This window comes from Variovorax sp. UC122_21, from assembly GCF_044056785.1.
Lineage (GTDB): Bacteria > Pseudomonadota > Gammaproteobacteria > Burkholderiales > Burkholderiaceae_C > Variovorax.
In genome coordinates this window covers 540,991-564,117 of sequence record NZ_CP172003.1, presented here as the reverse complement: position 1 = coordinate 564,117, position 23,127 = coordinate 540,991, and the positions used below count along the sequence as shown (strand labels likewise).

The 23,127-nt window shown below is 69.6% G+C and carries 20 protein-coding genes and 3 pseudogenes; 7 read left to right on the top strand and 16 right to left on the bottom strand.

Annotated elements, in window-relative coordinates; genetic code table 11:
* Nucleotides 1-151: 151 nt before the first annotated feature.
* Entirely contained in the window at nt 152-2,389 is a 2,238-nt protein-coding gene (locus ACHMXE_RS02880) for a metallophosphoesterase (protein ID WP_395346731.1), read from the bottom strand.
* Between the two features lie 241 nt (nt 2,390-2,630).
* On the opposite strand from ACHMXE_RS02880, the gene ACHMXE_RS02875 reads away from it, so the two are divergent.
* Both ACHMXE_RS02875 and ACHMXE_RS02870 read left to right on the top strand, forming a co-directional pair.
* Nucleotides 2,631-3,191: a hypothetical protein gene (locus ACHMXE_RS02875; RefSeq protein WP_209539904.1), complete on the top strand. Its 561-nt coding sequence runs from the start codon at nt 2,631-2,633 to the stop codon at nt 3,189-3,191.
* Nucleotides 3,188-4,429: a PrsW family intramembrane metalloprotease gene (locus tag ACHMXE_RS02870; protein ID WP_395346729.1), complete on the top strand. Its 1,242-nt coding sequence runs from the start codon at nt 3,188-3,190 to the stop codon at nt 4,427-4,429. Before ACHMXE_RS02875 ends, ACHMXE_RS02870 begins: the two co-directional genes overlap by 4 nt.
* On the opposite strand, the gene ACHMXE_RS02865 is transcribed toward ACHMXE_RS02870, so the two are convergent.
* From ACHMXE_RS02865 to ACHMXE_RS02840, 6 genes are all read right to left on the bottom strand, one after another.
* Nucleotides 4,396-4,917: a helix-turn-helix domain-containing protein gene (locus ACHMXE_RS02865; RefSeq protein WP_395347411.1), complete on the bottom strand. Its 522-nt coding sequence runs from the start codon at nt 4,915-4,917 to the stop codon at nt 4,396-4,398. The genes ACHMXE_RS02870 and ACHMXE_RS02865 overlap by 34 nt on opposite strands.
* A 183-nt stretch (nt 4,918-5,100) precedes the next feature.
* The gene (locus ACHMXE_RS02860; protein WP_395346728.1) at nt 5,101-5,856 is read right to left on the bottom strand and encodes an amino acid ABC transporter ATP-binding protein; all 756 of its coding nucleotides are present in this window, start codon (nt 5,854-5,856) and stop codon (nt 5,101-5,103) included.
* A gap of 7 nt (nt 5,857-5,863) precedes the next feature.
* Nucleotides 5,864-6,451, bottom strand: a complete 588-nt coding sequence (locus tag ACHMXE_RS02855) for a hypothetical protein (RefSeq protein WP_395346727.1) — start codon at nt 6,449-6,451, stop codon at nt 5,864-5,866.
* A gap of 14 nt (nt 6,452-6,465) precedes the next feature.
* On the bottom strand, nt 6,466-7,146 hold the full coding sequence (locus ACHMXE_RS02850) for an ABC transporter permease (protein WP_395346726.1): 681 nt from the start codon (nt 7,144-7,146) through the stop codon (nt 6,466-6,468).
* A 3-nt stretch (nt 7,147-7,149) separates the two neighbouring features.
* Complete coding sequence (locus tag ACHMXE_RS02845; RefSeq protein WP_395346725.1) at nt 7,150-7,821, bottom strand: ABC transporter permease; 672 nt, start codon at nt 7,819-7,821, stop codon at nt 7,150-7,152.
* 13 nt (nt 7,822-7,834) lie between these two features.
* A complete protein-coding gene (locus ACHMXE_RS02840) occupies nt 7,835-8,623 on the bottom strand; it encodes an ABC transporter substrate-binding protein (RefSeq protein WP_395346722.1) in 789 nt (262 codons plus the stop codon).
* Nucleotides 8,624-8,935: 312 nt separating this feature from the next.
* Between ACHMXE_RS02840 and ACHMXE_RS02835 the strand changes: the two genes are divergently transcribed.
* Nucleotides 8,936-9,352, top strand: coding sequence for a RidA family protein (locus ACHMXE_RS02835; protein ID WP_395346721.1), 417 nt, complete (start codon nt 8,936-8,938; stop codon nt 9,350-9,352).
* A 23-nt stretch (nt 9,353-9,375) separates the two neighbouring features.
* On the opposite strand, the gene ACHMXE_RS02830 is transcribed toward ACHMXE_RS02835, so the two are convergent.
* Nucleotides 9,376-10,284 (bottom strand): LysR family transcriptional regulator, encoded by a 909-nt coding sequence (locus ACHMXE_RS02830; RefSeq protein ID WP_395346720.1) that lies wholly within the window; start codon nt 10,282-10,284, stop codon nt 9,376-9,378.
* Between the two features lie 115 nt (nt 10,285-10,399).
* On the opposite strand from ACHMXE_RS02830, the gene ACHMXE_RS02825 reads away from it, so the two are divergent.
* Together ACHMXE_RS02825 and ACHMXE_RS02820 are read left to right on the top strand one after the other, a co-directional pair.
* Nucleotides 10,400-11,233, top strand: coding sequence for a hypothetical protein (locus tag ACHMXE_RS02825; protein ID WP_395346718.1), 834 nt, complete (start codon nt 10,400-10,402; stop codon nt 11,231-11,233).
* 2 nt (nt 11,234-11,235) lie between these two features.
* Nucleotides 11,236-12,222, top strand: coding sequence for a Bug family tripartite tricarboxylate transporter substrate binding protein (locus tag ACHMXE_RS02820; RefSeq protein ID WP_395346717.1), 987 nt, complete (start codon nt 11,236-11,238; stop codon nt 12,220-12,222).
* 9 nt (nt 12,223-12,231) lie between these two features.
* On the opposite strand, the gene ACHMXE_RS02815 is transcribed toward ACHMXE_RS02820, so the two are convergent.
* The 8 genes and pseudogenes from ACHMXE_RS02815 to ACHMXE_RS02780 form a co-directional block, all read right to left on the bottom strand.
* Nucleotides 12,232-12,633, bottom strand: a complete 402-nt coding sequence (locus ACHMXE_RS02815; protein WP_395346715.1) for an Imm8 family immunity protein — start codon at nt 12,631-12,633, stop codon at nt 12,232-12,234.
* Between the two features lies 1 nt (nt 12,634).
* Nucleotides 12,635-14,740 carry an RHS repeat-associated core domain-containing protein gene (locus ACHMXE_RS02810; RefSeq protein WP_395347409.1) on the bottom strand — a complete coding sequence of 702 codons (2,106 nt, stop codon included), beginning with the start codon at nt 14,738-14,740 and terminating at the stop codon, nt 12,635-12,637.
* 93 nt (nt 14,741-14,833) lie between these two features.
* A pseudogene (locus ACHMXE_RS02805) lies at nt 14,834-15,013 on the bottom strand (hypothetical protein); the annotation flags it as partial.
* Nucleotides 14,958-16,208, bottom strand: a pseudogene (locus ACHMXE_RS02800) (DUF6531 domain-containing protein); the annotation flags it as partial. The pseudogenes ACHMXE_RS02805 and ACHMXE_RS02800, both read right to left, overlap by 56 nt.
* Before the next feature lie 1,421 nt (nt 16,209-17,629).
* The gene (locus ACHMXE_RS02795; protein WP_395347469.1) at nt 17,630-18,562 is read right to left on the bottom strand and encodes a hypothetical protein; all 933 of its coding nucleotides are present in this window, start codon (nt 18,560-18,562) and stop codon (nt 17,630-17,632) included.
* A gap of 11 nt (nt 18,563-18,573) precedes the next feature.
* Nucleotides 18,574-19,446 (bottom strand): bacteriophage T4 gp5 trimerisation domain-containing protein, encoded by an 873-nt coding sequence (locus tag ACHMXE_RS02790; protein ID WP_395347407.1) that lies wholly within the window; start codon nt 19,444-19,446, stop codon nt 18,574-18,576.
* Nucleotides 19,447-19,549: 103 nt separating this feature from the next.
* Nucleotides 19,550-20,905 (bottom strand): annotated as a pseudogene (locus ACHMXE_RS02785) (type VI secretion system Vgr family protein); the annotation flags it as partial.
* 383 nt (nt 20,906-21,288) lie between these two features.
* Nucleotides 21,289-22,263 (bottom strand): GlxA family transcriptional regulator, encoded by a 975-nt coding sequence (locus ACHMXE_RS02780; RefSeq protein WP_395346713.1) that lies wholly within the window; start codon nt 22,261-22,263, stop codon nt 21,289-21,291.
* A gap of 101 nt (nt 22,264-22,364) precedes the next feature.
* Between ACHMXE_RS02780 and ACHMXE_RS02775 the strand changes: the two genes are divergently transcribed.
* Both ACHMXE_RS02775 and ACHMXE_RS02770 read left to right on the top strand, forming a co-directional pair.
* Nucleotides 22,365-22,694 (top strand): DUF3817 domain-containing protein, encoded by a 330-nt coding sequence (locus tag ACHMXE_RS02775; RefSeq protein WP_395346712.1) that lies wholly within the window; start codon nt 22,365-22,367, stop codon nt 22,692-22,694.
* Entirely contained in the window at nt 22,691-23,116 is a 426-nt protein-coding gene (locus ACHMXE_RS02770) for a CopD family protein (RefSeq protein WP_395346710.1), read from the top strand. Before ACHMXE_RS02775 ends, ACHMXE_RS02770 begins: the two co-directional genes overlap by 4 nt.
* The last annotated feature ends 11 nt before the right edge of the window (nt 23,117-23,127 follow it).

The following is a 23,127-nucleotide window of genomic DNA, read 5'->3' as shown; positions in this document are numbered from 1 at the left end:
TGCAGGCGCGGGTGCCGGCACGAAGGGGAAGCCGCCGCTGCTTCCGCCGCCGCCGCAACCGGCCAGCAGCGCGCCGCCCGCGCCGAGCAGCAGGCCGCGGCGCTGGATGTTGTTCTTCGATGTCATGTCTTGGCTCTGTCTTCGATGCGCGTCAGAAGGGGGTGGGTGCCGACGTCATGTCGGTCAGCTTGTTGGTCCGCAGATCGATCACGAAGTGCTGCGTCGGCGCGCCCTTGGCGAGCTTCAGCAGGATCTGCATCAGCGGCTTGAAGCGCGCCTGGAACACCGCATGGGCCGGGTTGTCGTTCATCACCTGCTGGCTGCCGTTGAGCGCCAGCGCGGTGTGGGTGCCTTCGAGCGCCTGGGCGATCAGCTTGTACTGGCGCGCGCGGTCGGCCGGGATGTCGGTGAACGCGAGGTCGCCGGCATTGGCCAGGCGCACGAAGTCGCCCGCCAGGTCGATCGCCTTCCACTGGTTGAAGTCCTCCAGCCGCATGCCGTTGGCACCCGCGAGCGCGCGCGCCCTGGCTTCCGCATCCGCGTAGTCCTTGGCATAGGCCGCCTGCTGCGCGCTGCCGTCGCCGCCGGCGTCGCCCAGGCACGAGAAGAAGGCGCTGCTCAGCAGGCCGCGGTTGCCGGTGTTGCCCAGCTGCTTGAGCGTGACCTTGGTCTGCAGCTGCGACAGCACCAGCAGGTCGGAGCCGTAGATCGGGCTCTTTACCAGTTCGCGCATCTCGCAGCGCCAGTCGTCGTTGAGCAGCCGCAGGCGCACCAGTTCCGACATGTAGCGCGTGCTGAACTCGCCGTAGCTCTTCGCGTCGAGCACCGTCTTGTCCCACAGCACGCCGTTGCTGCCGCCCGGCAGCCGGCCCGGGAAGTCGGTGAAGAAGCGGTGTTCCTCGCGGTAGAGGTCGAACAGCTCGTCGAAGCGCGCCACGTTGTCCAGGCGCACGGTCTGCACGTCGATGTGCGTCGCGTCCTTGAAGGTCAGGAGCTTGTAGGCCGGCACGTAAGCCGCCATCGACGGTGCCTGGATGTTCACCAGGCCATGGCCGTCGTCGTAGTTGCGCACGGCGGTGTCGTTGAAGTGCATGTGGCCGCCCACGTGCACCTGCAGGCCGGTGTCGGCCAGTGCCTTGGTCACGTCCTCGGCGGGACGGCGCACCATCTGCATCTTGCCCGCGCCGAGCAGCGCGATGATGTCGTCGGAGGCACCGTTGAAGAACTCGCTCATCGGGAAATGGCTGAAGGCCACGACCTGCTTGCCCTGCTTCTTGCCGCGTGCCACCACGTCCTTGAGCCACGCGATGACGTGCGGCTTGTGGGTCAGCATCTTGTTGTAGCCGGCGTCGCCCGAGCCGTTGAAGTCGTTGGGGCCGGTGCCGGTGGGCACGTAGACGTTGGCATCGATGCCCACGAGCCACAGGCCTTCGACCGGTTCGACCAGGTAGCTGGTGTCGGGCACGTCATGGCAGAAGGTGTAGCCGTCCTTCTTGTAGGTGCCGCCCGCGCCCTGCGCGCAGATCTCGAAAGTGCGCTTGCTCCAGGCCGCCTGCTCCTTCGCCTTCGCGAAGTCGTAGTTCTGGTAGCTGTAGCTGCTGTAGGGCGTCTCGAAATAGCGGTAGCCAGCCTTGGGCATCAGGCCGTGCTGGTCGAGCGCCTCGGTGATGCCCGCGTAGCCCTGTTCTTTGACTTCCTCGGTGCAGTAGCTGCCGTTGACCTTGGCCCATTCGCCGCTGTAGTTGGACGCCGCGCAGTCGCCGTTGCCGCCGCGGCTGTAGATCGGTTGCGGCGCGCCGACACGGTTGGTCGCGGGGTCGATGCCCAGGTAGTCGGCCTTGCCGCCCGCGCGCTCGAGCGGCTTGTTCGGGTCGTGGTTGCCCGGGGCCGCGAAGAACTGGATGCCATGCTTGTTCGCATAGTCGTCCAGCACCTTCTTCAGGCCGCGCATGTGCACCGGTTGTCCGTCGTCCGAGAAGTCGCCGGGCAGCGCGATCAGCTTCACGCCGCGCGCCACCGCGTCGTCGAGCGCGGTGATGAAGGCGAAGTAGTTCTCGTTGAACAGGCGCGTCGAGGTCATCTGCGCATGCATCAGGCGGATCGTCGCGTTGCGGCCCGACTTCTGATTGAACACGCCGGGAAACGAACCGTCCTTGAAGTTGGCGTAGACGTCGTGGAAGTGGATGTCGGGCATGAACGCGACCTGCACCGGCGGCGCGGATTCGGCCGGCGGGGGCATGGTCTGCCCGGGGTTGGAGCCCGAGGGCGGCAGCGGGAAGAAGCCGGCGTTCTGGTTGTCGCTGCCGCCGCAGGCGGACAGCAGCAGCACGGCCGCGGCGACGGCGATCGTCGAGGTCGCGCGCGCAGTGCGAGGAAGGGAAAAAATCATGAAAAAAGATCCGCGAAAAAGGTGACGAAACGCCCGCCGCCCCTGCGAAGGGGCCGGCGGGCGCGCGGCGGATCATGCGGGGGTCGTATGACCTCCCGGTGGCAGCTGCATGACATAGGACGACTGACGGCACACTGACGCCGAAGTGAAAAGTTCGCATCGAAGACGCGGCGCCGACCAGCCTCCCGCGCACCGGAGGCGGGCCGAATCGCCCCCGCCGCGCCATGGCACCATCGCCCCCATGCACGAGCCCTCCCGCCGCATCCCCTACCGCACCTGGCCGGGCGCCCTCGCGGTCTTCCTCGCCATCGCCGCCTATGTCGGCGGCCTGATCTTCTGGGACCGCCACACGCCCGGCGCGCGTCCGCTGCCGGCCGGCGAGACCGTGTCGGTCGGCCATGCGCGCTTCGAGCCCGCGCGCGGCTGGCAGATGGACGTTTCGCGCTCGAAGGCCGGCCGCTCGCTGATGTTGTTCAAGGGCAACCACAAGTTCCTCGTCACCACCTTGCCCTGGGCCGGCGGGCCGGACGGTCCGCTGGTGCGCCAGCAGCGGCTGATGGAGCGCGGCCAGGGCTTGAGCATCGAGGGCGACGTGTCCGACTTCGTCACCATGTGGGGCCTGCAGGGCAAGACCTTCGCCTACTACGGCAGCAAGATCGCCGGCCGCTTCTGGCAGGTGGTCGACCAGCGCCGCAAGTCGCTGGTGCAGATCGACGTCTACGGCGGCAGCGACGGCCTCGACGAGGCCATGGCCGATGCGCGCGGCATGCTCGAGTCGATGGACCTGGAGGCGCCGCTGTGAGCCACGACACCACCATCGCCACCACCGCCTTCGACAGCGACGAGTCGCCGTGGCCGGTCGGCACCGACTCCTTCTTCCAGCCGCGGCGCGCCGCCTTCTGGCTGCTGAGCGCGCTGATCGTCAACGGCCTGTTCTACACCGTGCAGATGTTCTCGATGGGCTTTCGCGTGGTGCCCATCACGGCCTTCCTGGGGCTCGTGGTGTGGGGCCTCTACACGCTGGCCTTCCTGCTGGTGTTCCGCACGCTCGACCTGCTCGAGCAGCATCCGCCCGAGGCCTTCGTGCTGGCCTTCGCCTGGGGCGGCATGGGCGCCGTGTACTTCGCCGCGCCGGCCAACATCGCGATCCAGAGCCTGTGCGCCAAGCTGATCTCGCCCGAGTTCGTGGCGGCCTGGGGGGCCGCGGTCGCGGGGCCGATCACCGAGGAGTTCCTCAAGCTCGCGGGCGTGGTGCTGCTGGTGCTGGTGGCGCGCAACCAGTTCCAGACCTACCTGTCGGTGCTCATCGTCGGCGCCATGGCGGGGCTCGGTTTCCAGGTGGTGGAGAACCTGACCTACACCGTCAACGCCTCGATGCGCTTCCCGCTCGAGAACCAGGTCTATCCGGTGCTGCTGAACCTGCTCACGCGCGGACTCATGAGCGGGCTGTGGAGCCACGCGGCCTACACCGCCATCGCCTCCTTCGGCGTCGCGTGGTTCCTGCTGCATCCCGAGCGGCGGCTGGTCACGCGCATCGGCGCGGCCGTGCTGTGCTTCGTGCTGGCCTGGGCCATGCACTTCGTCTGGAACTCGCCGCTGCTCGAGGACTACTTCGACGGCGGCTATGGCCAGATGGCGCTGCTGCTGCTGGTCAAGGGCATCCCGGTGCTGATCGCGGCCTGGCTGTTCTGGCGCGAGGCCGCGCGCGAGAACGGCGCCTACCTGCACGCGCTCGCGGCCTACTTCGTGCCCGAGCGCGAGCTGATCCGCGACGACGAATGGGTACGCCTGGGCCAGCCGCTGGCGCGCTGGCGCGTGCGTCGCGAGATGGGCCGGGGTCTTCGGCGCCAGGGCGCGGCGCCTCAAGACGCGGCTGCAGCGCGAGCAGCTGCGACTGATCCGGCTCGCGGGCACCTATGGGCGCGGGCCGCAGACGCTGGCGAGCGAGCTGGCGGTGCGGCGGATCCGGGCGGCGCTCGAGCCGTTGATACAGGCGCCGCGCGACGCTACTCGCGCAGGGTGAACACGATCGAGAGGTAGGAGACGGGCCGCTCGCGCAGTATCTCGGCCCCGTGCAGCGCGCGGGCGTCGAAAAGCAGCGAGTCGCCGGCCTTGACCTCGAGCGTCCGGCTGCCGTAGCGGTACTTGACGCGTCCCGAGAGCATGTAGATGAACTTCACGCCGGGATGCTGGAACGCCGGGTAGGGCGTGGCCTCGTCGGAGAGTTCGATCAGGTAGGGTTCGACGAACAGGTTCCCCGACAGCAGGTGGCCGAGCAGCGCATAGTGGTAGCCCTTGACGGCATCCACGCGCTCGATCTTCAGGCCCTTGCCCGCCGGCACGTGCGACATGTCGAGCCGGCGCACCTGGTCGGCGAAGAAGCGCGACATCGGCACGTCGAGCACCGTCGCGATCTTGTCCAGCACCTCGATCGAGGGCGAGACCAGGCCTCTTTCGATGCGCGACATCATCGATCGCGACACGCCCGCCTGGGTGGCGAGCGCGCCCGCCGACAAGTCGGCGGCCAGGCGCTGGGCGCGGATCTGGACGCCCACCTTGATCGAGGTCGTGCTGCGCTTCGGCTCCGCCGAATCCTTCTTGCGCGCGCTTCGCGGCGGGCTCTGCTTCTGCAGCGTCGGAAACGGCGAAGCAATCTGCTTCCTGGGCATCGGCCGCACCTTTCTTTCAGGTTCGCATCGCCGGTTCCCGGGTCAGAACACCTGCCTCAGGAACTTCCGGACCCGCGCATCCGCGCTTTCGCCGAAGAAGACATCAGGCCGCGCGGTCGCGACGATGGTACCCGCCTCCATGAAGACCACCTTGTCGGCGACGGCCTTGGCGAACCCCATCTCGTGGGTGATGCAGACCATGGTCATGCCGTCGCGTGCGAGCAGGATCATCGTCTCGAGCACTTCCTTGACCATCTCCGGATCCAGCGCCGAGGTCGCTTCGTCGAAGAGCATGACCGAAGGTTCGAGGCACAGCGCCCGCGCGATGGCCACGCGCTGCTGCTGCCCGCCCGACAGCTGCGAAGGAAAGGACGAGGCCTTGGCCGCCATGCGCACCTTGTCGAGATGGGCCATGGCGATCTCCTTGGCCTCGCGTTTCGAACGCCGTCGCACCCAGGTCTGCGCGAGCGTGCAGTTCTCGAGCACGCTCAGGTGCGGGAACAGGTTGAACTGCTGGAACACCATGCCCACGTTCGCACGCACGCGATCCGCATGGCTGGCATCGGGCGAGATGGCGATGCCGTTGACCTGGACTTCGCCCTGCTGATAGGGCTCCAGGCCGTTGATGCAGCGTGCCAGGGTGGACTTGCCCGACCCCGAGGGACCGCAGATCACGACCCGCTCGCAGGCGTGGACCTCGAGGTCCACGCCGTCGAGCACGAGGTGTTCGCCGAAGCGCTTGGAGAGTCCGCGAACCGCCACGATGGCCGATGCCGCGGAGGAGGATGCCGAGCTCATCGCCGCCTCAGGCCATCTCGTGGAAGATCGCCGCGGCCGGGCTGTCGGGCCAGGCGAGCAACTGGCCGCCGCTGATCTTGGTGCGGCCGTAGACGATCCAGGCGTCGTCGACCGTGCCGATGAATTCCTCGACGACCAGCTGATCGGCGTGCGCGTTGGCGACCGACACGAAGCCCAGGCCCGCGTCGTACTTGCCCTCGACCAGTCCCCTGCTGACTTCCGCCACCGTGGCGACGTACTCGATCCTGTCCCAGCGCGAGGCGTCGGTGTAGTCGAGCGTCGGCGCCATGACCGCCAGCGTGCCCGAGCGCGCCGCCGACTTGCGCCGGATGATGGCCAGGTCCTGGCTGGGCGAGATGAAGGTATCGACCACGTAGAGGCCCTCGAGGTACTTCGCGACCGTGGCCATCGTGGCGGGGTGGACCGCGCACTGCACGAGGAAATCGGCTTCGCCGGCGAGCACGGCCCGGGCGCCTTGCTCGAAGTCGACGGCGAGTTCGACGCCGGCCTTCCGGTCGATGCCATGGAACGCGAGGTAGTTGCGCGTGACGTATTCGTGGTTGCTGCCCGAAGGGCCGAGGGTGATGAATTTCATGAGGGGCTTTCGTGTCAGTTCGATGGCTTGAAGGCGCGTTCCAGCCGACGCATCAGGAGCATCAGGCTGTAGTTGATGGCGAGATAGACCAGGCCCGCGCCGAGGAACACCTCGTACGGCGCATAGGTTTCCGCGCTGAGCAGGCGCGCGGTTCCCGTGAGGTCCAGCAAGGTGACGGTGCTGGCCAGCGAGGTGGCCTTGCAGGTGAGGATGACCTCGTTGCCGAAGGCCGGCAGCGCGGTGCGCGCGGCCAGCGGGAACTCCACGCTCAGGAAGGCCTGGTAACGCGCCAGGCCGAGCGAGAACGCGGCTTCCCTGGCGCCCCTGGGCACGGCGGCCAGGGCGGCGGCCAGTGTCTTGCCCGTGTAGGAGGCGGAGTTCAGCGCCAGCGCGATCACCACGCACCAGAAGGGATCGCCCAGCACGGGCCAGAGGAAGGTGGCCTGCAGCGACTGGAACTGTCCGGCGCCGTAGTAGAGCAGGAAGACCTGGACCAGCGAGGGCGTGCCGCGGAAGAACACGATGTAGGCGTGCGCGAACGACCGGGCCGCCACGTGGCGCGCGTTCTTGGCCAGGGCCAGCGGCAACGCGAGCAGCGTGCCGAAGAGGATGACCAGCGCGGTCAGTTCCAGGGTCAGCAAGGCGCCCTTGCCCAATGCGGGCAGGGCCGACCAGACGATGGCGATGTCGAACACGCTTCAGGCTCCGAGATAGCGCGAGGCGCGCCGTTCCGCGCGCTCGAGCAGCAGGGTGGCGGCGCCCGTCAGCACCAGGTAGATCAGCGCGACCGCGAGGTACATCGTGAAGGGCTGGCGGGTGGCTCCCGATGCCTCGGCCGCCTTGCGCATGAGTTCGTCGCAGCCGACGATCGACACGATCGAGGTCTGCTTGAGCAGCACGATGGACTGGTTGCCGAAGGGCGCGAGCGCCGTGCGCGCCGCCTGGGGCAGGATCACGGTCCACAGCGCCTGCGTCTTCGACAGGCCCAGCGTCCATGCGGCCTCGCGCTGGCCGGCATTCACCGAGAGCAGCGCGCCGCGGGCGATCTCCGCCGCATAGGCGCCGAAGGACAGCGAGAGCGCGAACACGCCGGCCGCGAAGGCATCGATCTCCACGTACCGGCCCGTGAGCTTCGCGAGCGTCAGCGATCCGCCGAAGTAGACCGCGAACACCACCAGCAGATCGGGAATGCCGCGGATCAGCGCCGCATAGAGATAGCCCGCGCCGCGCAGCAGGCGGTTCTGGCGCAACTGCAGCCAGCAGCCGATGACGCCGAACAGCGATCCGACGACCAGCGAGGCGAGGGCGAGTTGCACCGTGGCCAGCGCGCCCAGCAGCAGCTGCGATCCGAAGCCGTGAAAAATGTTCACCGCGTGCCGCCTCCTACATCAGCTTGAATGGAAAGTACTTGGCCGTGATGCGGTCGTAGGTCCCGTCGGCGCGGATGGCGGCCAGCGCGGCATTGACCTTCTCGAGCAGGGCGGTGTCGCCCTTGCGCACGGCGATGCCGTTGCCGTCGCCGAGCAGGCCGCCCTTCAGCTCGGGCCCGACGAAGGCGAAGCTCGCGGCCTCCGGTGCCTTCATGAAGCCGATGAAGTAGGTCACCATGTTGCCGAAGATGTAGTCGACGCGGCCCGCCACGAGGTCCAGTTCGGCCGCCTGCGGCGTGTCGTAGAACTTGAGGTCCGAGGCCTTGTAGTTCTGGCTCAGGTAGGCGGCCTGGATCGAGCCGCGTTGCACGCCGATGCGTTTGCCCTTGAGCGCATCGGGGCCGGTGTCGTCGGGCGCGCCTTTTCTGGCGACGAAGCGCGAGATGGTTTCCTTGTACTTGTCCGAGAAGTCCACTCGCTGGCGGCGCTGCTCGGTGATCGCCATGCTCGCCACGATCAGGTCGAACTTCCTCGCCATGAGGCCGGGGATGATCCCGTCCCAGTCCTGCGCCACGATCTCGCACCGGGCCTTCATCTTCTCGCACAGGGCATGGGCGATGTCCACGTCCCAGCCCTGCAGGCCGCCTTGCGCATCCTTGAAGCTCCAGGGTGGGTAGGTGCCTTCGGTCGCAATGCGGTAGCTCACGGACTGCGCCTGGGCGGACAGCGCGAGTCCCGCGCCGAGCAGGAGGGTGAGGGCGAAGCGGCGATCGAGCCGCGACTTCGACATCGAGACGGTCATGGAGATACCTCGTCGTGGGTGCTGGAATGCGCCGATGATTCGCGCGTTTCAGGGGGCGTACAAGTCTTGCGTCACGCGCAAAAGCGCCAAGGAAGAGGGGGCAGGCGGTCTCATCGGTCGCCGATGGACGCTGTTGCATGGCATGCAATTCCTGTCAGGGATGAAACGCTGCGGCCGCCCTTGGACCGGTGTCGGCAGGCGATCCTCGCGGGCTCGTATCTCCGCATGAAGCGCTCAGGGCGCCATCGAAGACAGAATCTCCGGACGCCCCGTCGAGGGCATCCGTCCATCTCCCGCACCGAGGATTTCCTGATGAGTGAAGTACAACGCCTGCGCCTGCCCGACAACGATCCCGTGTTCGGCAGCAACAAGGTCTTCGACCTGTTCCAGTATTCGCCCGCCGTGAAAGCCGGCGGGCTGGTCTTCATCGCGGGCCAGGTCGGCATCCACGCCGACGGCACCGTGCCGCAGAGCGCGGAGGAACAGATCGAACTCGCGTTCAAGCGCCTCGGCGCGATCCTCGCGCATGAAGGACTGGGCTTCGAAGACCTGGTCGAACTCGTGTCGTATCACGTGCGCATCGACGAGCAGCTGAGCGCTTTCCGCGCGATCAAGGAACGCCACATCACGAGCGACTTCCCGGCCTGGACCATCCTCGGCGTGGCCGCGCTGGCACGGCCGAACCTGCTCGTCGAGATCAAGGCCGTGGCGGCCGCCAGGCCGGCGTAGCAGCGCGCGGCCTCGAGGCCGCTTCAGAGCCCCATCAACGCCTGCAACAGCATCCGGCTCGCCGGCGCCGGCTCGGCCAGCGCGGGCACCGCCAGGTAGCTGATCCGATGCGCCCAGGGCTCGTCGAGCGGCACGAAGGCCAGGTTCGGAAACTTCGCCTGCTGCTCGAGGCTGGCCTGGGGCAGCAGCCCGATGCCGAGGCCGCACTGCACCATGCGGCTGGCCGAATCCATGCCCTTGACCTGGATGCGCGTGCGCAGCCGAACGCCGTGCCGGAGCGCTTCCTTGGCGACGCGGCTCGCGAGCGCGGTGCCGGGCGGCAGCTCCACCCACTCCTCCTTCAGAAGTTGCTCGAAGCGCAGGCGCTTGCGCTTCGCGAGCCGGTGGTGCACGGGCAGGATCACGACCAGCTGCTCGGTCCGGTAGGGCTGCAGCTTGAGGCCGGGGATGTCGCCCTCGGCGACGAACACGCCGACGTCGGCCTTGCGCTGCAGCAGCAGCTCGACGATCTCCGCGCTCGTGTGTTCGGCCAGCTCGATCTTGATGCCCGGGTGCTGCTGCAGGAACAGCGCGAGGTCCTGCGGCAGGTGCTGCACGATGGCCGAGATCGAGGCGACCAGCTGGATGCGGCCCGACACGCCGGCCTGCAGGTTCTGCAGCTCGGCATCGAGGGTGTCGACGTCCTCCATCATCGCGCGCGCATAGCGCGCGATCGACAGGCCCGCCGCGGTCAGGCCGGCACCGCGCGCGGTGCGGTGCAGCAGCTCGACGCCCATCGCGGTCTCGAGTTGCGTGATGCGGCGGCTCGCGGCCGAGGGCACGATGTGCAGGGTGGCGGCCGCGCGCGACAGGCTGCCTTCGTGCTCGATCGCCGCGACGAGCTTCAGGGTGGCGAGGTTCAGGTGGTCGAGCAGGGGGCGTCGGGGTTTCATGGTGCGCGGGGCAGCGTTGCCGCAATGGCAACGCTGCCGTGAATTAATGTCGCTGGGCTTGTGGCGGGGACTGCGTCAGCATGCGGGCCATTCCAACACGCAGACGAGTTCTTCCATGCAGCAGATTCTGAACCTGCGCGATCTCACGATGATCGAGCGCACCCATGCCCGCGGCGGCAAGTTCCGCTACCACCCGCTGCTGTCCGGCCGCGACGGCAGCGCGGGCAACTTCTTCCTCCAGCTCTCGAACACCTTCAACGACTTCGACTCGCCGCGCCACCGCCACAACTTCGACCAGGTGCGCGTGCAGCTCGAGGGCGACGCCGACTTCGCGCGCGATGGCGTCATGAAGCCGGGCATGATCGGCTACTTTCCCGAGGGCGTGTTCTACGGTCCGCAGAGCATCGCGGGCGAATCGCTCACGCTGGTGCTGCAGTTCGGCGGCGCGAGCCGCAGCGGCTACGTGTCGGAGGCGGCGTTCCAGCGCGGCATCGCCGAACTGAAGAAGAAAGGGCGCTTCGAGGCCGGCGTCTACAAGGTCGACAAGCCCGAGGGCGGCACGCGCAACCAGGATGCCTACGAAGCCGTCTGGGAGCACATCAACGGCCGCGAGCTGCGCTACCCCGAGAGCCGCTACGACAAGCCGATCTTCATTCGCCCCTCCGCCGCGCAATGGCTGAGCGACGCGCAGCGGCCCGGCGTGGCGCGCAAGCACCTGGGCAGCTTCTCCGAGGCGCGGACCGTGCTGTCGCTGATCGCGCTCGAGGCGGGCCGGAGCATCGAGGTGCCGCCGAACAGCATCGTGTTCGTGCTGGCCGGCAAGGGCCACGCGGATGATGGCCGGCGCGATTGGGAGGCGCGGTCTTCGCTGTACAGCGGCGAGGCGGCCAGCGCGATGACGGCCGATGCCGCGAGCGAGCTGCTGCAGATCGAGCTGCCGAGGCTGTGAGCATGCGCGACCTTCAGTCCGGCGGCCGGCGCCGTCGCATCGTGCTGGGACTCGGTGCGGCCCTGGTCGGGTCGCCGCTGCCGCGCGCCTGGGCCGCGGAGGAGTTTCCATCGCGCCCGATCTCGATGGTGGTCCCGTTCCCGCCGGGCGGCGGCTTCGACACCATCGCGCGGCCGTTCGCGGAGCGGCTCGGCCAGTTGCTCGGACGCGCGGTCGTCGTGGACAACCGCGCGGGCAGCGGCGGCAACATGGGCACCGACTTCGTCGCGCGCGCGCCGGCCGACGGCTACACGCTGCTGTTCGCCAACGACTACCTCGCGACCAACCCGAGCGTGAACCGCAACACGCGCTTCGACCCGCTCAAGGACTTCGCGCCCGTGAGCATGGTCGGCAGCACGCAGGTGGTGATGGCGGTGCGGCCCGACTTCCCCGCGAAGAATTTCGAGGAACTGGTCGCGCTGTCGAAGAAGCGCTCGCTGAGCTACGGCACGCCGGGCGCGGGCACCTCGCCGCACCTGGTGGGCGAATACCTCTCGACCATCTCGCCGCTGCAATCGCTGCACGTGCCCTACAAGGGCACGGCACCGGCGGTCAACGATGCGATGGGCGGGCAGATCGACATGGTCTATGCCACCTCGCCCTCGGTCGCGAGCCAGATCGCGGCCGGGCGGCTGCGCGGCATCGCGGTGTTCGGCGCGCAGCGCAGCACGCAGCTGCCCGAGGTGCCCACGCTCAAGGAGATCGGCGGGCCCTCGGTCGACTACGAGGTCTGGTACTGCCTGCTGGCGCCGGCCGGTGTGCCGGCCTCCGTGCTCGCGACGATCCGCGCCGCCACGCGCAAGGCCCTCGATGCGGACCTGGCCGCGCGGCTGGCGCGCCTGGGCTATGCGGTGAAATCGAGCGAGCCCGAGGCGGTCACGCAGGCGATCCGGCAGGGGCTGGAGCGCTGGAAGGACGTGGTCGCTCGCGCGAAGATCGCGATCGATTAAGGCGCGGCGTTATCGTCGCTCGACGCCCTCGTACTCCCAGAAGAACCGGGTGCGCAGGCAGTCGAGCGACTCGGCCCAGGTGGACCGTTCGCAGGCCGCCACGCGCTGGCGCAGCGCCTCGCGCAACGTGTCCCAGTCGTAAGGGTCGACGATCAGCAGCGCATCGATGTCGAAGCCCTTGGCGCGCCGGCGCATCGAGGTGTAGGCCTGCAGCGCCCGGCCGTCGTGGTGGGCTCTCACGCCCTCGGGCGTTGCCGCGAGCAGCTGGAACACGTGCGCGCCGGACACGCCCGCCTCGCCGATCTCGAGCTCGAGGGTGAGGTAGACATCCTCGGGGGCCTCCGGACGCCATGCGCTCAGCCTGTCGACATCGAGGGAACGCAGGTCGACGATTTCGAGACGGATTGTCATTTCAGGGCTCCACATCCACGTGAACGTTGGAATCGTAAGGGCCCTTGGGCACGGCACGCTGTTGGAAGTTCATCTGCGTGCCGGTCATGGAGAAGGGTTGGCCCGACACCGGGTGGACGTTGCGCCCCGCGTCGGTCGGCTTCTTGCTGGGCCCGCGCACCGTGCGCAGTCCATCCTCGGACCTCAGCATCCATCCGCCCTTGTCCGTGAGTTCCTGCGTGAAGCCGGGACCGACGAACTCCTCGGCCAGTTCCCGCGCCTCGGCCTGCGTCAGGCGCGCGGTGATCTGCGTGTTGCCGGGCTTGTTCGACAGGCCCAGGATGCGGCGCAGCCGCGTGCGCTGCCGCTTCGTCTTGCAGCGCAGCCCCAGGGGATCGATCCAGCCCAGCGCATTCGGCGCGAAGCCGTAGGGGTTCTCGCCACCGTCGAGGCCGATCGGGTCCTGGCTCACGAAGGCGCCGATGTGCGGATCGAAGTAGCGGTTCCGGTTGTAGTGCAGGCCCGATTCCTCGTCGAAGTACTGCCCCTGCAGGCGCAGGGGGTTGTCGATCGCCGCGGCGCGCGAGGCGAGCGCGCTGCCCCAGGCGGTGGAGGTCGCGGACCAGAGGATCTCGCCGGCGCCGTCGGTCAGCCGCGACGGCATCCCGTTCGGCTCGACATGGAAGTGGGCGACCCGTTTCGTGCCCGGCGACGACGCATCCGGCAGCGGGTCGACCAGCGCCAGCGGAATGCAGGTCTGCGGGTAGTACACGTACTCGCGCGCGCGTTCCCAGGCCACCACCGGCTGCTGGCGGCCGCGTATCGCGCGCCGCTGCGCGAGCGCGGCGGGGTTGAGCGACGCGGGCGCGACCTGTTCGTCGTGGGCCTGGCGCACCTCGCCCAGCAGCGCATCGCCGTCCCAGAAGAACCAGGTGGTATGGGTGGCGCCGCGCTTGAAGACGCGCCGGCCCACGGCGTCGTAGCCGTAGCGCGTGCGCACCGTGCCGCGCCGGCTCTCGATCAAGCGGTGGTGGGCGTCCCAGGCCAGCTCGAGCTCGTCGCCCGTGTCGGTCGCGCCGTGTGCCGCGGGTCCTCTGCGCACCAGATCGCCCGCGCGGTCGAACACGTAGTGCACGCCGTCGCAGCTGCCTTCGCGCGTCCAGTGCACCGGTGCGTCGTCGTCGCCGCCGGCCACCTTCTGCATCCGTGTCTGCTCGATGGTGGTGCGAAGGCGGTCGCCCGCCGGATCGTGCAGCAGCCGCGTGACCTTGCCTTCGGGATCGATGTGCTGCAGGACGCGTCCCATGAGGTCGTAGCCGTACTGGTCGCTGCCATGGAGGCTGTCGTGCCGGTGCACCAGCTGGCCCTTGCGGTCGTAGTCGTAGCGGGTGCTGAACAGCGGCGAGGCGTCCCGCAGCACGGCCTGGGCCGTGAGCTGGTGGTTCGCGTCGTAGCGGGCGTGGCGCACGACGCTCGCGCTCAGCTGTTCCCGCACGATCCGGCCGAGGGCATCGCGCTCGATGCCGATCGGTGCCTCGTCGTCGATGCCCAGGCTCGCGAGCTGGTCGCAGGCGTCGAATTCCATCCGCACGCGATGGCCGGCCGAGCTCTCGCGCAGCGTGCGGTTGCCCACCGCGTCGTACTGCGACGCGACGCGAAACCCGTTCTGCCATTCCTCGAGCACGCGGCCGGCCGCGTCGAAGCGGCGCTTCACGTGGGCCGCGCCGTTGCGCATCTCCACCAGCTGGCCGCGCCGGTCGTAGACCAGCAGCTCATCTTGCTGGTGCCCGGGCCGCAGCGGATCGGCCGCCGTCTTGCGCGTGATGCGGCCAAGCCTGTCGCAGGCAAAGGCGATGCGCTGGCCCAGCGGGTCGGTCATCTGCTTCAGGTGGCCGGCCTCGTCGTAGGCGTAGTGCCGCGACTGGCCCCAGAAATCGGTCTCCTCGACGATGCGGCCCAGGGCATCGCGCCGCAGCACGAGCCGCTCGCCGCGCTGGTTCGTCACGCCGACGAGCTGCTCCTCGGTGTCGTAGTGGTACTGCAGGACCTGGCCGTCGGGCTGGATGCGCCGGCCGATCTCGCCGAGGCCCACGTAGGCCAGCCGCGTCTCGGCGCGCGCTGCGTCCACGTGCCGCACCAGCCGGTCCTCGGCGTCGTAGCCGCAGAGGATCTGCGCGCCGTCGGGATGGTCGATGCGCACCAGCCGGCCCTTCCGGTCGCAGTGGTAGCGCGTCGTCTCGCCCAGGGCGTTGGTGCGGCCGAGCAGGCGCCCCCAGCGCGTCGTGCGTGAAGCGGTCGACGCGCCCGAGCGGATCGACCAGCGCTTCCAGCTGTCCGTGCCGGTCGTAATGCAACTGCGTGGCCGCGCCGCGCGCGTTGACGTGGCGCACCAGCTGCCCATGCGCGTCGTGCTCGAAGCGGGCGACCGCGCCCAGCGGATCGGTCTGGCGCGTCGGCAGGCCGCGCGCGTCGCTCTCGAGCTGCCAGCGATGGCCCAGCGGATCGACGATCGCGCACAGCCGGTCTTCCGTGTCGTAGTCGCAGCCGACGCTGCTGCCGTCGGGGCGCTGCACGGCCAGCAGGTTGCCCCGCGCGTCGTAGACGAAGCCGGTGCGCAGCCCGCCCGGTGCCGTCACGGCCACGGTGCGGCCGGCATCGTCGTAGGCGAAGGTGGTCACGCCGTCGTGCGGATCGATCTCCGCCAGCGGCAGGCCGGACTCGTCGAAGCGCACCACCGTCAGGTGTCCCAGCGAGTTGCTGACCTCGGTCCGGCCGAGCGCCTCGTCGTAGGCGAAGCGGTAGTCGTGCAGCCCGCCGTCGCCCCAGGCGTGCACCACGCGCCAGCGGTCGTCGTAGGCGTAGTGGAACGACAGCCCGGTGCGGTCGGTGTGTCGCGCCATGCGATGCTGCAGATAGGCGAACTCGTACGCGGCGCCCAGCGCATCGATGGCCGCGAGCAGGTCGCCGTCGGCCTGGCGGTAACGCACCAGCGGATGCTCCTGCTGCGTGGCGGGATCGCGCAGCGCCATGGCCTCGATGCGTCCCTGCCGGGATTGCACCTCGATGCTGCGCCCGGGCAGCCCGTTCAGGCCGTTCTCGACGATGCGCGCCAGCTCGCCGCGCTGCCGCACGAAGTCCCAGCGGTTGCCGCAGGCGTCCTCCAGGCGCGTCACGAAGGGGGACGGTGCGCGCAGCGCTCCCTCGGGCGACAGCGCTTCCTCGAAGCGATAGCGAAGGCCGCTCTTGAGGCGCACCACCAGCGCGTCGCCCTGGCGCGTGAGCCGGGCGCCGTCCACCACGTCGAGCACCTGCTGCGCCTCGGTGCGCGGCAGTTCGGTGAACAGCGCGAACTCCTCCGGCCCGCGCAGGCTCAGGATGCCGTCGTCCTCGGCCACCAGGCGCACATCGGCCGGCGTCTGCCAACCCAGGCCGCAGTGGCCGGCGAAGTCGTGGTCGCGCGATGCGTAGACGCGGCTCCACGTGAGCGGCAGGCGCCCGGGAACGTGGAAGTCCTCGTGCGTCACCGAGACGCTGCCGTCGCGGATGTCGACCGGTTCGGCGCGCAGCACCTGGCACTTGAGGAAGCCGGGCGGCATGTCCTTGAGCGCGCGCCGCGCGATGCGCGTGTAGGCGCGGCCCAGCGCCTTGAACAGGCCGCGCTGGATCATCGCGCCCCAGGAGATGGTGGGCGGGCCGCCGACGAACACCTGCGGCGGGATCGCCACGTTGAAGGTGGTCGGCAGCATCAGGCTCAGGCGCACGGGCTTGGCCAGCTTGCGCGGGCGGAACGGCGGCACCAGGCCGACGATGTTGCAGCCGAGCACCGGCATCGCGATGCGCGATAACGGATCGCCATCGGCCAGCACGGTGCGGCTGCCCATGAACAGCTCGTCGTCGAACTGCGGGCCGCCCGGCCCCTTGACGATCGGCATCGGCGCGCCGACCAGGATGTGGAAGTCGACGCCGCCGGTGCCGGCGTTGGCGCTTCGCACGCCGGCCACCTCGACGGTGGCGCCGAGCGGCAGCGGGATGCTCTCGGGCATCGCGCCATCGCCCGGTGGCGCGCCGGGCGGCGCCGGTATCTGCGGCGATGCCGTGCCTTCGCCGATGGCGTTCTTGGCGGCCTCGGTCGCGGTGCCGAGCGCGCCCAGTCCCTTGACGATCGGGTTGTCGGGCGACACCTCGATGGTCGGCAGGTAGTCGAACGGGTCCATCACGATGCCGATGTGCACCGTCGGCCATACGCCGGGCGGTGCCAGGTAGGTGTGGGCATCGATGCCCAGTTGCGGGTCGAAATGCTTGGCCGCGAAGAACAAGTGCTTTCCTTGTGGCGTGTAGGAACCGGCGCGCCTCAGGCGGCCTCGACGAAGGGCTGCGGATCGGGCAGGCGCGCGAACGCGGGCGGCTCGCGCCATTCGCCGGGCGCGAGATCGAGTGGATGCTTCACGTGCGGCAACCCGCTCCAGCCCGGGTCGAGCCACTGCGCGCCCCATGGCGACGACGGTGCGGAACACCTCCTCGCCGCCTTGCACCAGCTGCTCGCGCTCGCGCAGCTGGCCCTGGAACAGCTGCTCGTAGCGCTGCACCAATTGCGTCTCGATCGCCGCGATGGCGCTAGTCGGTGGATGGGTGCCGAGCCGGTGGCCCGCGAGATCGGCCTCGACCAGGGCCGCGCGCGCCTCGCGCTCGTAGGCCGAGGCGCATTGCGCGATGCGTTCGCAGCGCCGGGGGTCCTGCAGCGCGAGCATGTCCTGCAGCAGTTGCGGCACCGTGCTGTTCGGCCGGTCGGCGTCGGCCATGGCGCGTGCCTCGCGCACGCCGGCCAGCGCCGCGGCCCAGGCCCGGTCGCGCTCGCCGGCACCGAGCCAGGCCTGGGCCGCGGCGCGCTGGCCCTCGACCGCGAACAGGCTGTTGGGGATGCGGCGGGCCGCCTCGGCCGCCTGCTCGAAGGCATGGGCCGACTGCTTCATGTCGCCGGCCGCGGCCCATGCCCCGCCCTCGGCCATCCAGCCCTGCATCAGCAGCATCGGCCCCATCGGGTTGCCGGCCTGCGTGGCCTGCTCCGCCGCGGCACGTGCCTGGCGGTAGCGCGCAACCGCGCGCGCGACGTCGCGCGCGCCTGCAGCCAGGCGCCGCCCACCATCACGTCGAGCACGGCGCGCTGGTCGGACCAGCCGTTGCGCGTGGCCAGTCGCGCGGCGCGTTCGGCCGTTGCCTCCACGGCGGGCGCGTCGCCGCGACGCAGCAGCACCAGCATGTCGGCATAGAGCTGGCGAAACAGCGCAGCCCCGCCACTGCCGCCGCCCGCCTGGGCCGCGATCTCGCGCGCGGCCTCCAGGATGTCGAGCGGCGCATCGACCACGCGCACGACGCCCGCATGCCGCTCCACGAGCGGCTGCCAGGCGCGCGAGTCGCTGTCGTCGACCAGCACCAGCCGCAGCAGCCCGGCATCCTCTGGCGGCACGGGCGCCTGCAGCGCCGCGTCGAGCCAGCGCTCGAAGCAGGCCGCGTCGCTCACGCCGCCCGGTTGCAGCACGACCGACAGCCGCTGGCGGCGCAGGTGGCGCGCCAGCGACAGGCCGGTGTCGACGAAGCCGGCGGCGCTGTCGCGGCCGCTTTCGTGTTCCTCTTCCCAGGGATCGCTTACGCCCTGCTTCGCGAGCTGCGGCCGGTTGTGGAGGTAGGTTTCGATCAGGGCCTGTCGCAGTTCGCGGCTGTAGCGGTAGCCGGTCTCGAAGGCCGCGTCCAGCCGCACGAAGAGGTCGGGCGTGGCGTAGTCGCTGTCCACCATCTGCAGGGTGAAGAAGGCATCGAGCATGCGCTGCGAGTCGGGCGGCAGCCGCAGCACGACCGCGCGCAGCGACGCATCGTCGGTGCGCTCCCACCACAGGTCGTGGAGCCGCGCCATGCGTTTTTCGACCGGGTTGCGCACCGGTGCCGCGGAGGACATCGATGCGGCCCTCAGCAGTTCAGGAAGATCTTGGTGCCGTTCACCGTGACGCCCGATGCGTCGAGCATCAGCGTCGCGCTGCCCGCGCGCAGCACGATGCGCCCGGGCGTGACCTCCACCGCCGTGCCGTCGACATCGAGCACCACGCTGGTCGGGCTCGCATGCCTCATGGCGCCCGAGGCGAAAGTGTCGAGCGTGCCGCTCTCCGCGCTCACGCCCACACTGCCCGAGGCCACGGCCGAGAAATCGCCGCCCTGCGCCAGCAGCCCCATGTTGAGGGCGGCCGTTCCATACAGGTTGGCGGCCGAGCTGGTCAGCGAGACGTCGCCCTGCGCGGTGGCCGAGGCCGGGCCGGCCGGCACGTTGAGCGTCATCGCGTCGTTGTAGGTCGCGGCATGCGAACGCGCCGAGACCTGGTAGGCCTGCCCGATGGTGGTGGTCTGGCCCAGCGTGACGTTCCACAGGTCGTTGTCCTGCGCCGTGACGGTGCGGGCCTTCGTGACCGTCAGCGAATCCGTGCCCGTGACCGAGGTGGTCTGGTTGCCCGTGACGCTGGCGGTGCGGTGGGCCTTGGCGATGTGCGTCTGGTCGCCCGTGACCGTCAGCGTCTCGGTGCCGGTGACGGCATGGCTGCGGTTCGACTTGACGCTGACCGCCTCGTCGCCGTCCACGGTCTCGGCGCGCTGGCCGTGGATCGTGATCGTCTCGTTGCGGTCGACGGTCCTGGTGCGGTCGTTCTTGACGTGGTGGGTCTCGTCGCGCTCGACGGTCTTGCTGCGGTCGCGGCCCACGGTGTGGACCTCGTCGTTCTCGACCTCGAGCAGCTGGTCGCGCTCCGCGTGCAGCCACAGCTGCTCCTCGCCGAGCTTGTCCTCGAAGCGCAGCGCGTTCGCGTTCGCGGCATTGCCGCCTTCGGAGCTGCGCGAGAGACAGGCCGCTCTGGGTCGCGTTGGCGGGCAGGTCCCACGGCGGCATGTTGTCGGCGTTGTAGACCCGGCCCGTGATCAGCGGGCGATCGGGGTCGCCGTATTCGAAGTCGACCACCACCTCCTGGCCCACGCGCGGGATCTGCATGCCGCCGAAGTTGCTGCCGGCCCAGGGCGAGGACACCCGCACCCAGCACGAACTGCTCTCGTCCTTGCTGCAGTAGCGGTTCCAGTGGAAGCCGAGCTTCACGCGCCCGTACTGGTCGGTCCAGATCTCGCGGCCCGCGGGGCCGGTGACCACCGCCGTCTGCGGACCGGTGGTGCGCGGTTTGAACGCGTCGGGCGTGGGGCGGAAGATGTTGTTCGCCGGCAGCACCTCGAACTCGACCCGGCAGCGGAACTCCTCCAGCCCCGTCGCGTCGCCCGCTTCCTGCAGCGACAGGCGCGCGGCGGTCACGAGGTAGTCGGCATTCGCGCTGTCCTGCGGATGGTCGGTCAGCGTGAAGCGGTAGCCGGCCGCCAGGCCGCGCAGGTTGCCCGCGCCGCTGGCGACCTGGCCGGGCGCGCCAGCCTCTTCCATCCGCGCGCGCGCGATCTGCTCGCCGTCGGCCTCGGCCGCGTAGTTGCCGGGCCAGGCGAACACCTCGCGCGTCGCATGCCGGGTGCGCCGCGGCATCGCCTTGGTGCGCAGCAGGTCGGCCTTGGGGCGCGTGAAGTCGAAGTCGCCGGTCGCCCACTGGCCGCTTTGCAGCGCTTCGGCCAGCTGGAAGTGATGGCAGTGCTCCTCGTTGGACGAGGCCTCGGCGGCGCTGAACGGAATGCGCTCGTAGCCGCCAGCGGGGAAGGGACCGTGCGCCTGCATGTCGTCGACGATCACCAGCGTGTGGCTGTTGGCCGTGTGCTCGAAGTAGTAGTAGAGGCCCCACTCGTGCAGCAGGCGGCTCGCGAAGTCGTAGTCGGTCTCGCCGTACTGCACCACGAACTCGCGCGGCGGATAGCTGCCCGTGGCCCGGATCGAGAGCGCGAAGCCGTAAGCCCCGAGCACCTCGTCGACGATGTCGAGCACATTCCTGTTCTGGAAGATCCGGAAGTCCTGCGAGCGCTGGGCCAGGCTCAGCCACGACTCGATGACCACCTCGTAGAGCGCGCGCCGCTGCTCCAGGCGCAGGAAGCGCGCCCGCGTCACCAGCCCCGAGAGATGGCGCTGCTGCTGCGCGCCGCCGGGCCGGCCGTCGAGCAGGATGTGCACACCGAACTCCTCGCCGATCAGCGGCTTGAGCTTGATGTTCGCGGCCGAGCGCGCATCGACGGCGCCCGACGCCGGCGTGGTCAGCGTGAGGGTGTAGCGATAGGGGCGGCTCAATGCTTCCTCGCCCTCGATCAGGACGGGTTCGAGGGCGGCCACCCCATCGAGCATGGGCATGGCATCGGAGGTCGCGGTGATCTTGCGGCCCCGGCTGGAGGCGGGCGTGGGCATGAAACTCCCTGAAGCGAAACTTGGAAGGGCGACGACCGGAGCGGACCGCCTCCCACGAGCAAACCGAGCACTGTAGGGAAGCTCGTGCCGCTAGACCGTAAGAAGCTGCAACCAAATTGCAATGGCGACACATCCATTCCACTACCTTCGGCGACGGATATCAGTCGAAGGTATGAAGAATGGGCTTCGTCGGCCACACGGCGTCGAACCCGCGGTGCAAACGTTTCCGTTCTCGGCGGCACTCTACTGCCGTTTTGGCTGGCCGAGGGCGTGACTACTAGGATTCGTAGTCGCGCGCCGATGCGCCATCGGCGCCGCGAAGTTCAGGCCCTCGGCCTCGCGCCGAAGCTCTGCCGGTACGCGCTCGGACTCACGCCCGCCACGCGCTGGAACTGCGCCCTGAAGTTCGCCGCCGACCCCAGCCCGACCTTGACGACGATCTGCTCGATGCCCAGGCGCGTGCGTTCCAGCAGTTCCTGCGCGCGGCGCACGCGCGCGCGGATCAGCCATTGCGCGGGCGAGACGCCGAACTGGTGCTGGAAGCGCCGGTTCAGCGTGCGCTGGCTGCTGCAGGCCTGGCGCGCGAGGTCGTCGAGCGACAGCGGCCGGTGCAGGTTGCGCTCCACCCATGCGAGCAGCGGCTGCAGGTCGCGGTCGGCGGGCAGGTCGAGCGGCTGGATGAACTGGGCCTGGCCGCCCTCGCGGTGCAGCGGCACCACCGACAGCCGCGCCACCCGCGCCGCGACGGCCGCGCCGAAGTCCTTGCGCACCATGTGCAGGCACAGGTCCAGCCCCGCCGCCGCGCCCGCGGAGCTCAGGATGTTGCCGTGGTCGATGTAGAGCACCTTGGCATCGACCTCCACACGCGGATGAAGCTCGGCCAGCAGCGGCGCCGCGACCCAGTGCGTGGTGGCGCTCAGGCCATCGAGCAGCCCGGCCTGCGCCAGCACGAAGGCGCCCGAGCAGATGGAGGCGATGCGCGCGCCGCGCGCCGAGGCCGCGCGCAGCGCCTGCAGCACGGCGCGGCCGATCGGTGCGTCGGGACGGGCGATGCCGGGCACGACGATGGTCTGCGCCTCATCGAGCACCGAGAGTCCGTGCCGGACCGTGAGCGTGAAGCTGCCGTTGTCGAAGGACTTCTGTTCGCCGCAGACCGCGACGCGGTAGCAGGGCTGGCCGGGCGCGAGCTCCGCATGACCGAAAACCTCGCAGGCGCACGCGAGATCGAAGGCGATGAGGCCGGGGAGGGCGAGCACCGCGAGCCGGTGCGGGGCGTTCTTCGGGGCACGGGGTGTCATGGAAGCGGATTCTTCCATGGTTGGCGAGAAACAGTCGAAGCTTGTCAATCCGGCCACTTTCGCTTCAGGCATTGCATGGGGAGACTACGCAGGTTCCCGTCATGGAGTTGCTCTTGCCGTCCCGAGCCCTGCGCCTTTCCCGTCTCCGGCTTTTCTGCCTGCTCGAAGCCGCCACGCTGCTGATCCTGCTGCTGGTCGCGGTGCCGATGAAACACCTCGCCGGCCTGCCCTGGGCCGTGAGCCTCATGGGGCCGCTGCACGGCCTCGTGTTCCTGGGCTTCTGCTGGAAGGTGGCGAACGCCGCGGCGCTCGGCGACATCGACACGCGCACGGGCTTCAAGCTCGTGCTCTTCGCCTGCCTGCCGGGCGGTGGCTTCCACAGCTGGAAGCTGCTCGACCGCGAGCCGACCTCGCCGTCGCCGGCCCCATGACCTACCTGTGGCTCAAGGCCCTGCACCTGGCCGCGGTGCTCGCCTGGACCGGCGGCCTGCTGCTGCTCGGCGTGGCGGCCGCCGCGTTCGGCCGTTCGGGCGGCGTGCTGCTGCCACACGAGAAGCGCATGGGGCAGGCCTTCCTGCGCTGGGACCGCCGCGTCACCGTGCCGGCGATGGTCGCGGTGTGGGGCCTGGGCATCGCGCTCGCGAGCCTGGGCGGCTGGTTCGGCGCGGGCTGGCTCCACGCGAAGCTGGTGCTGGTGTTCGCGCTGTCGGGGCTGCACGGCGTGCTGTCGGCTTTCCTCCGAAGGCAGCTCGAGGGCACGAGCGTCCGCGAGCGCGCATGGGTCCGGATCGCGCCGGCGCTGTGCGTCGCGGCGTTCGGCGCCATCGCGCTGCTCGTCGTGCTCAAGCCCTGAAGCCCAACCTG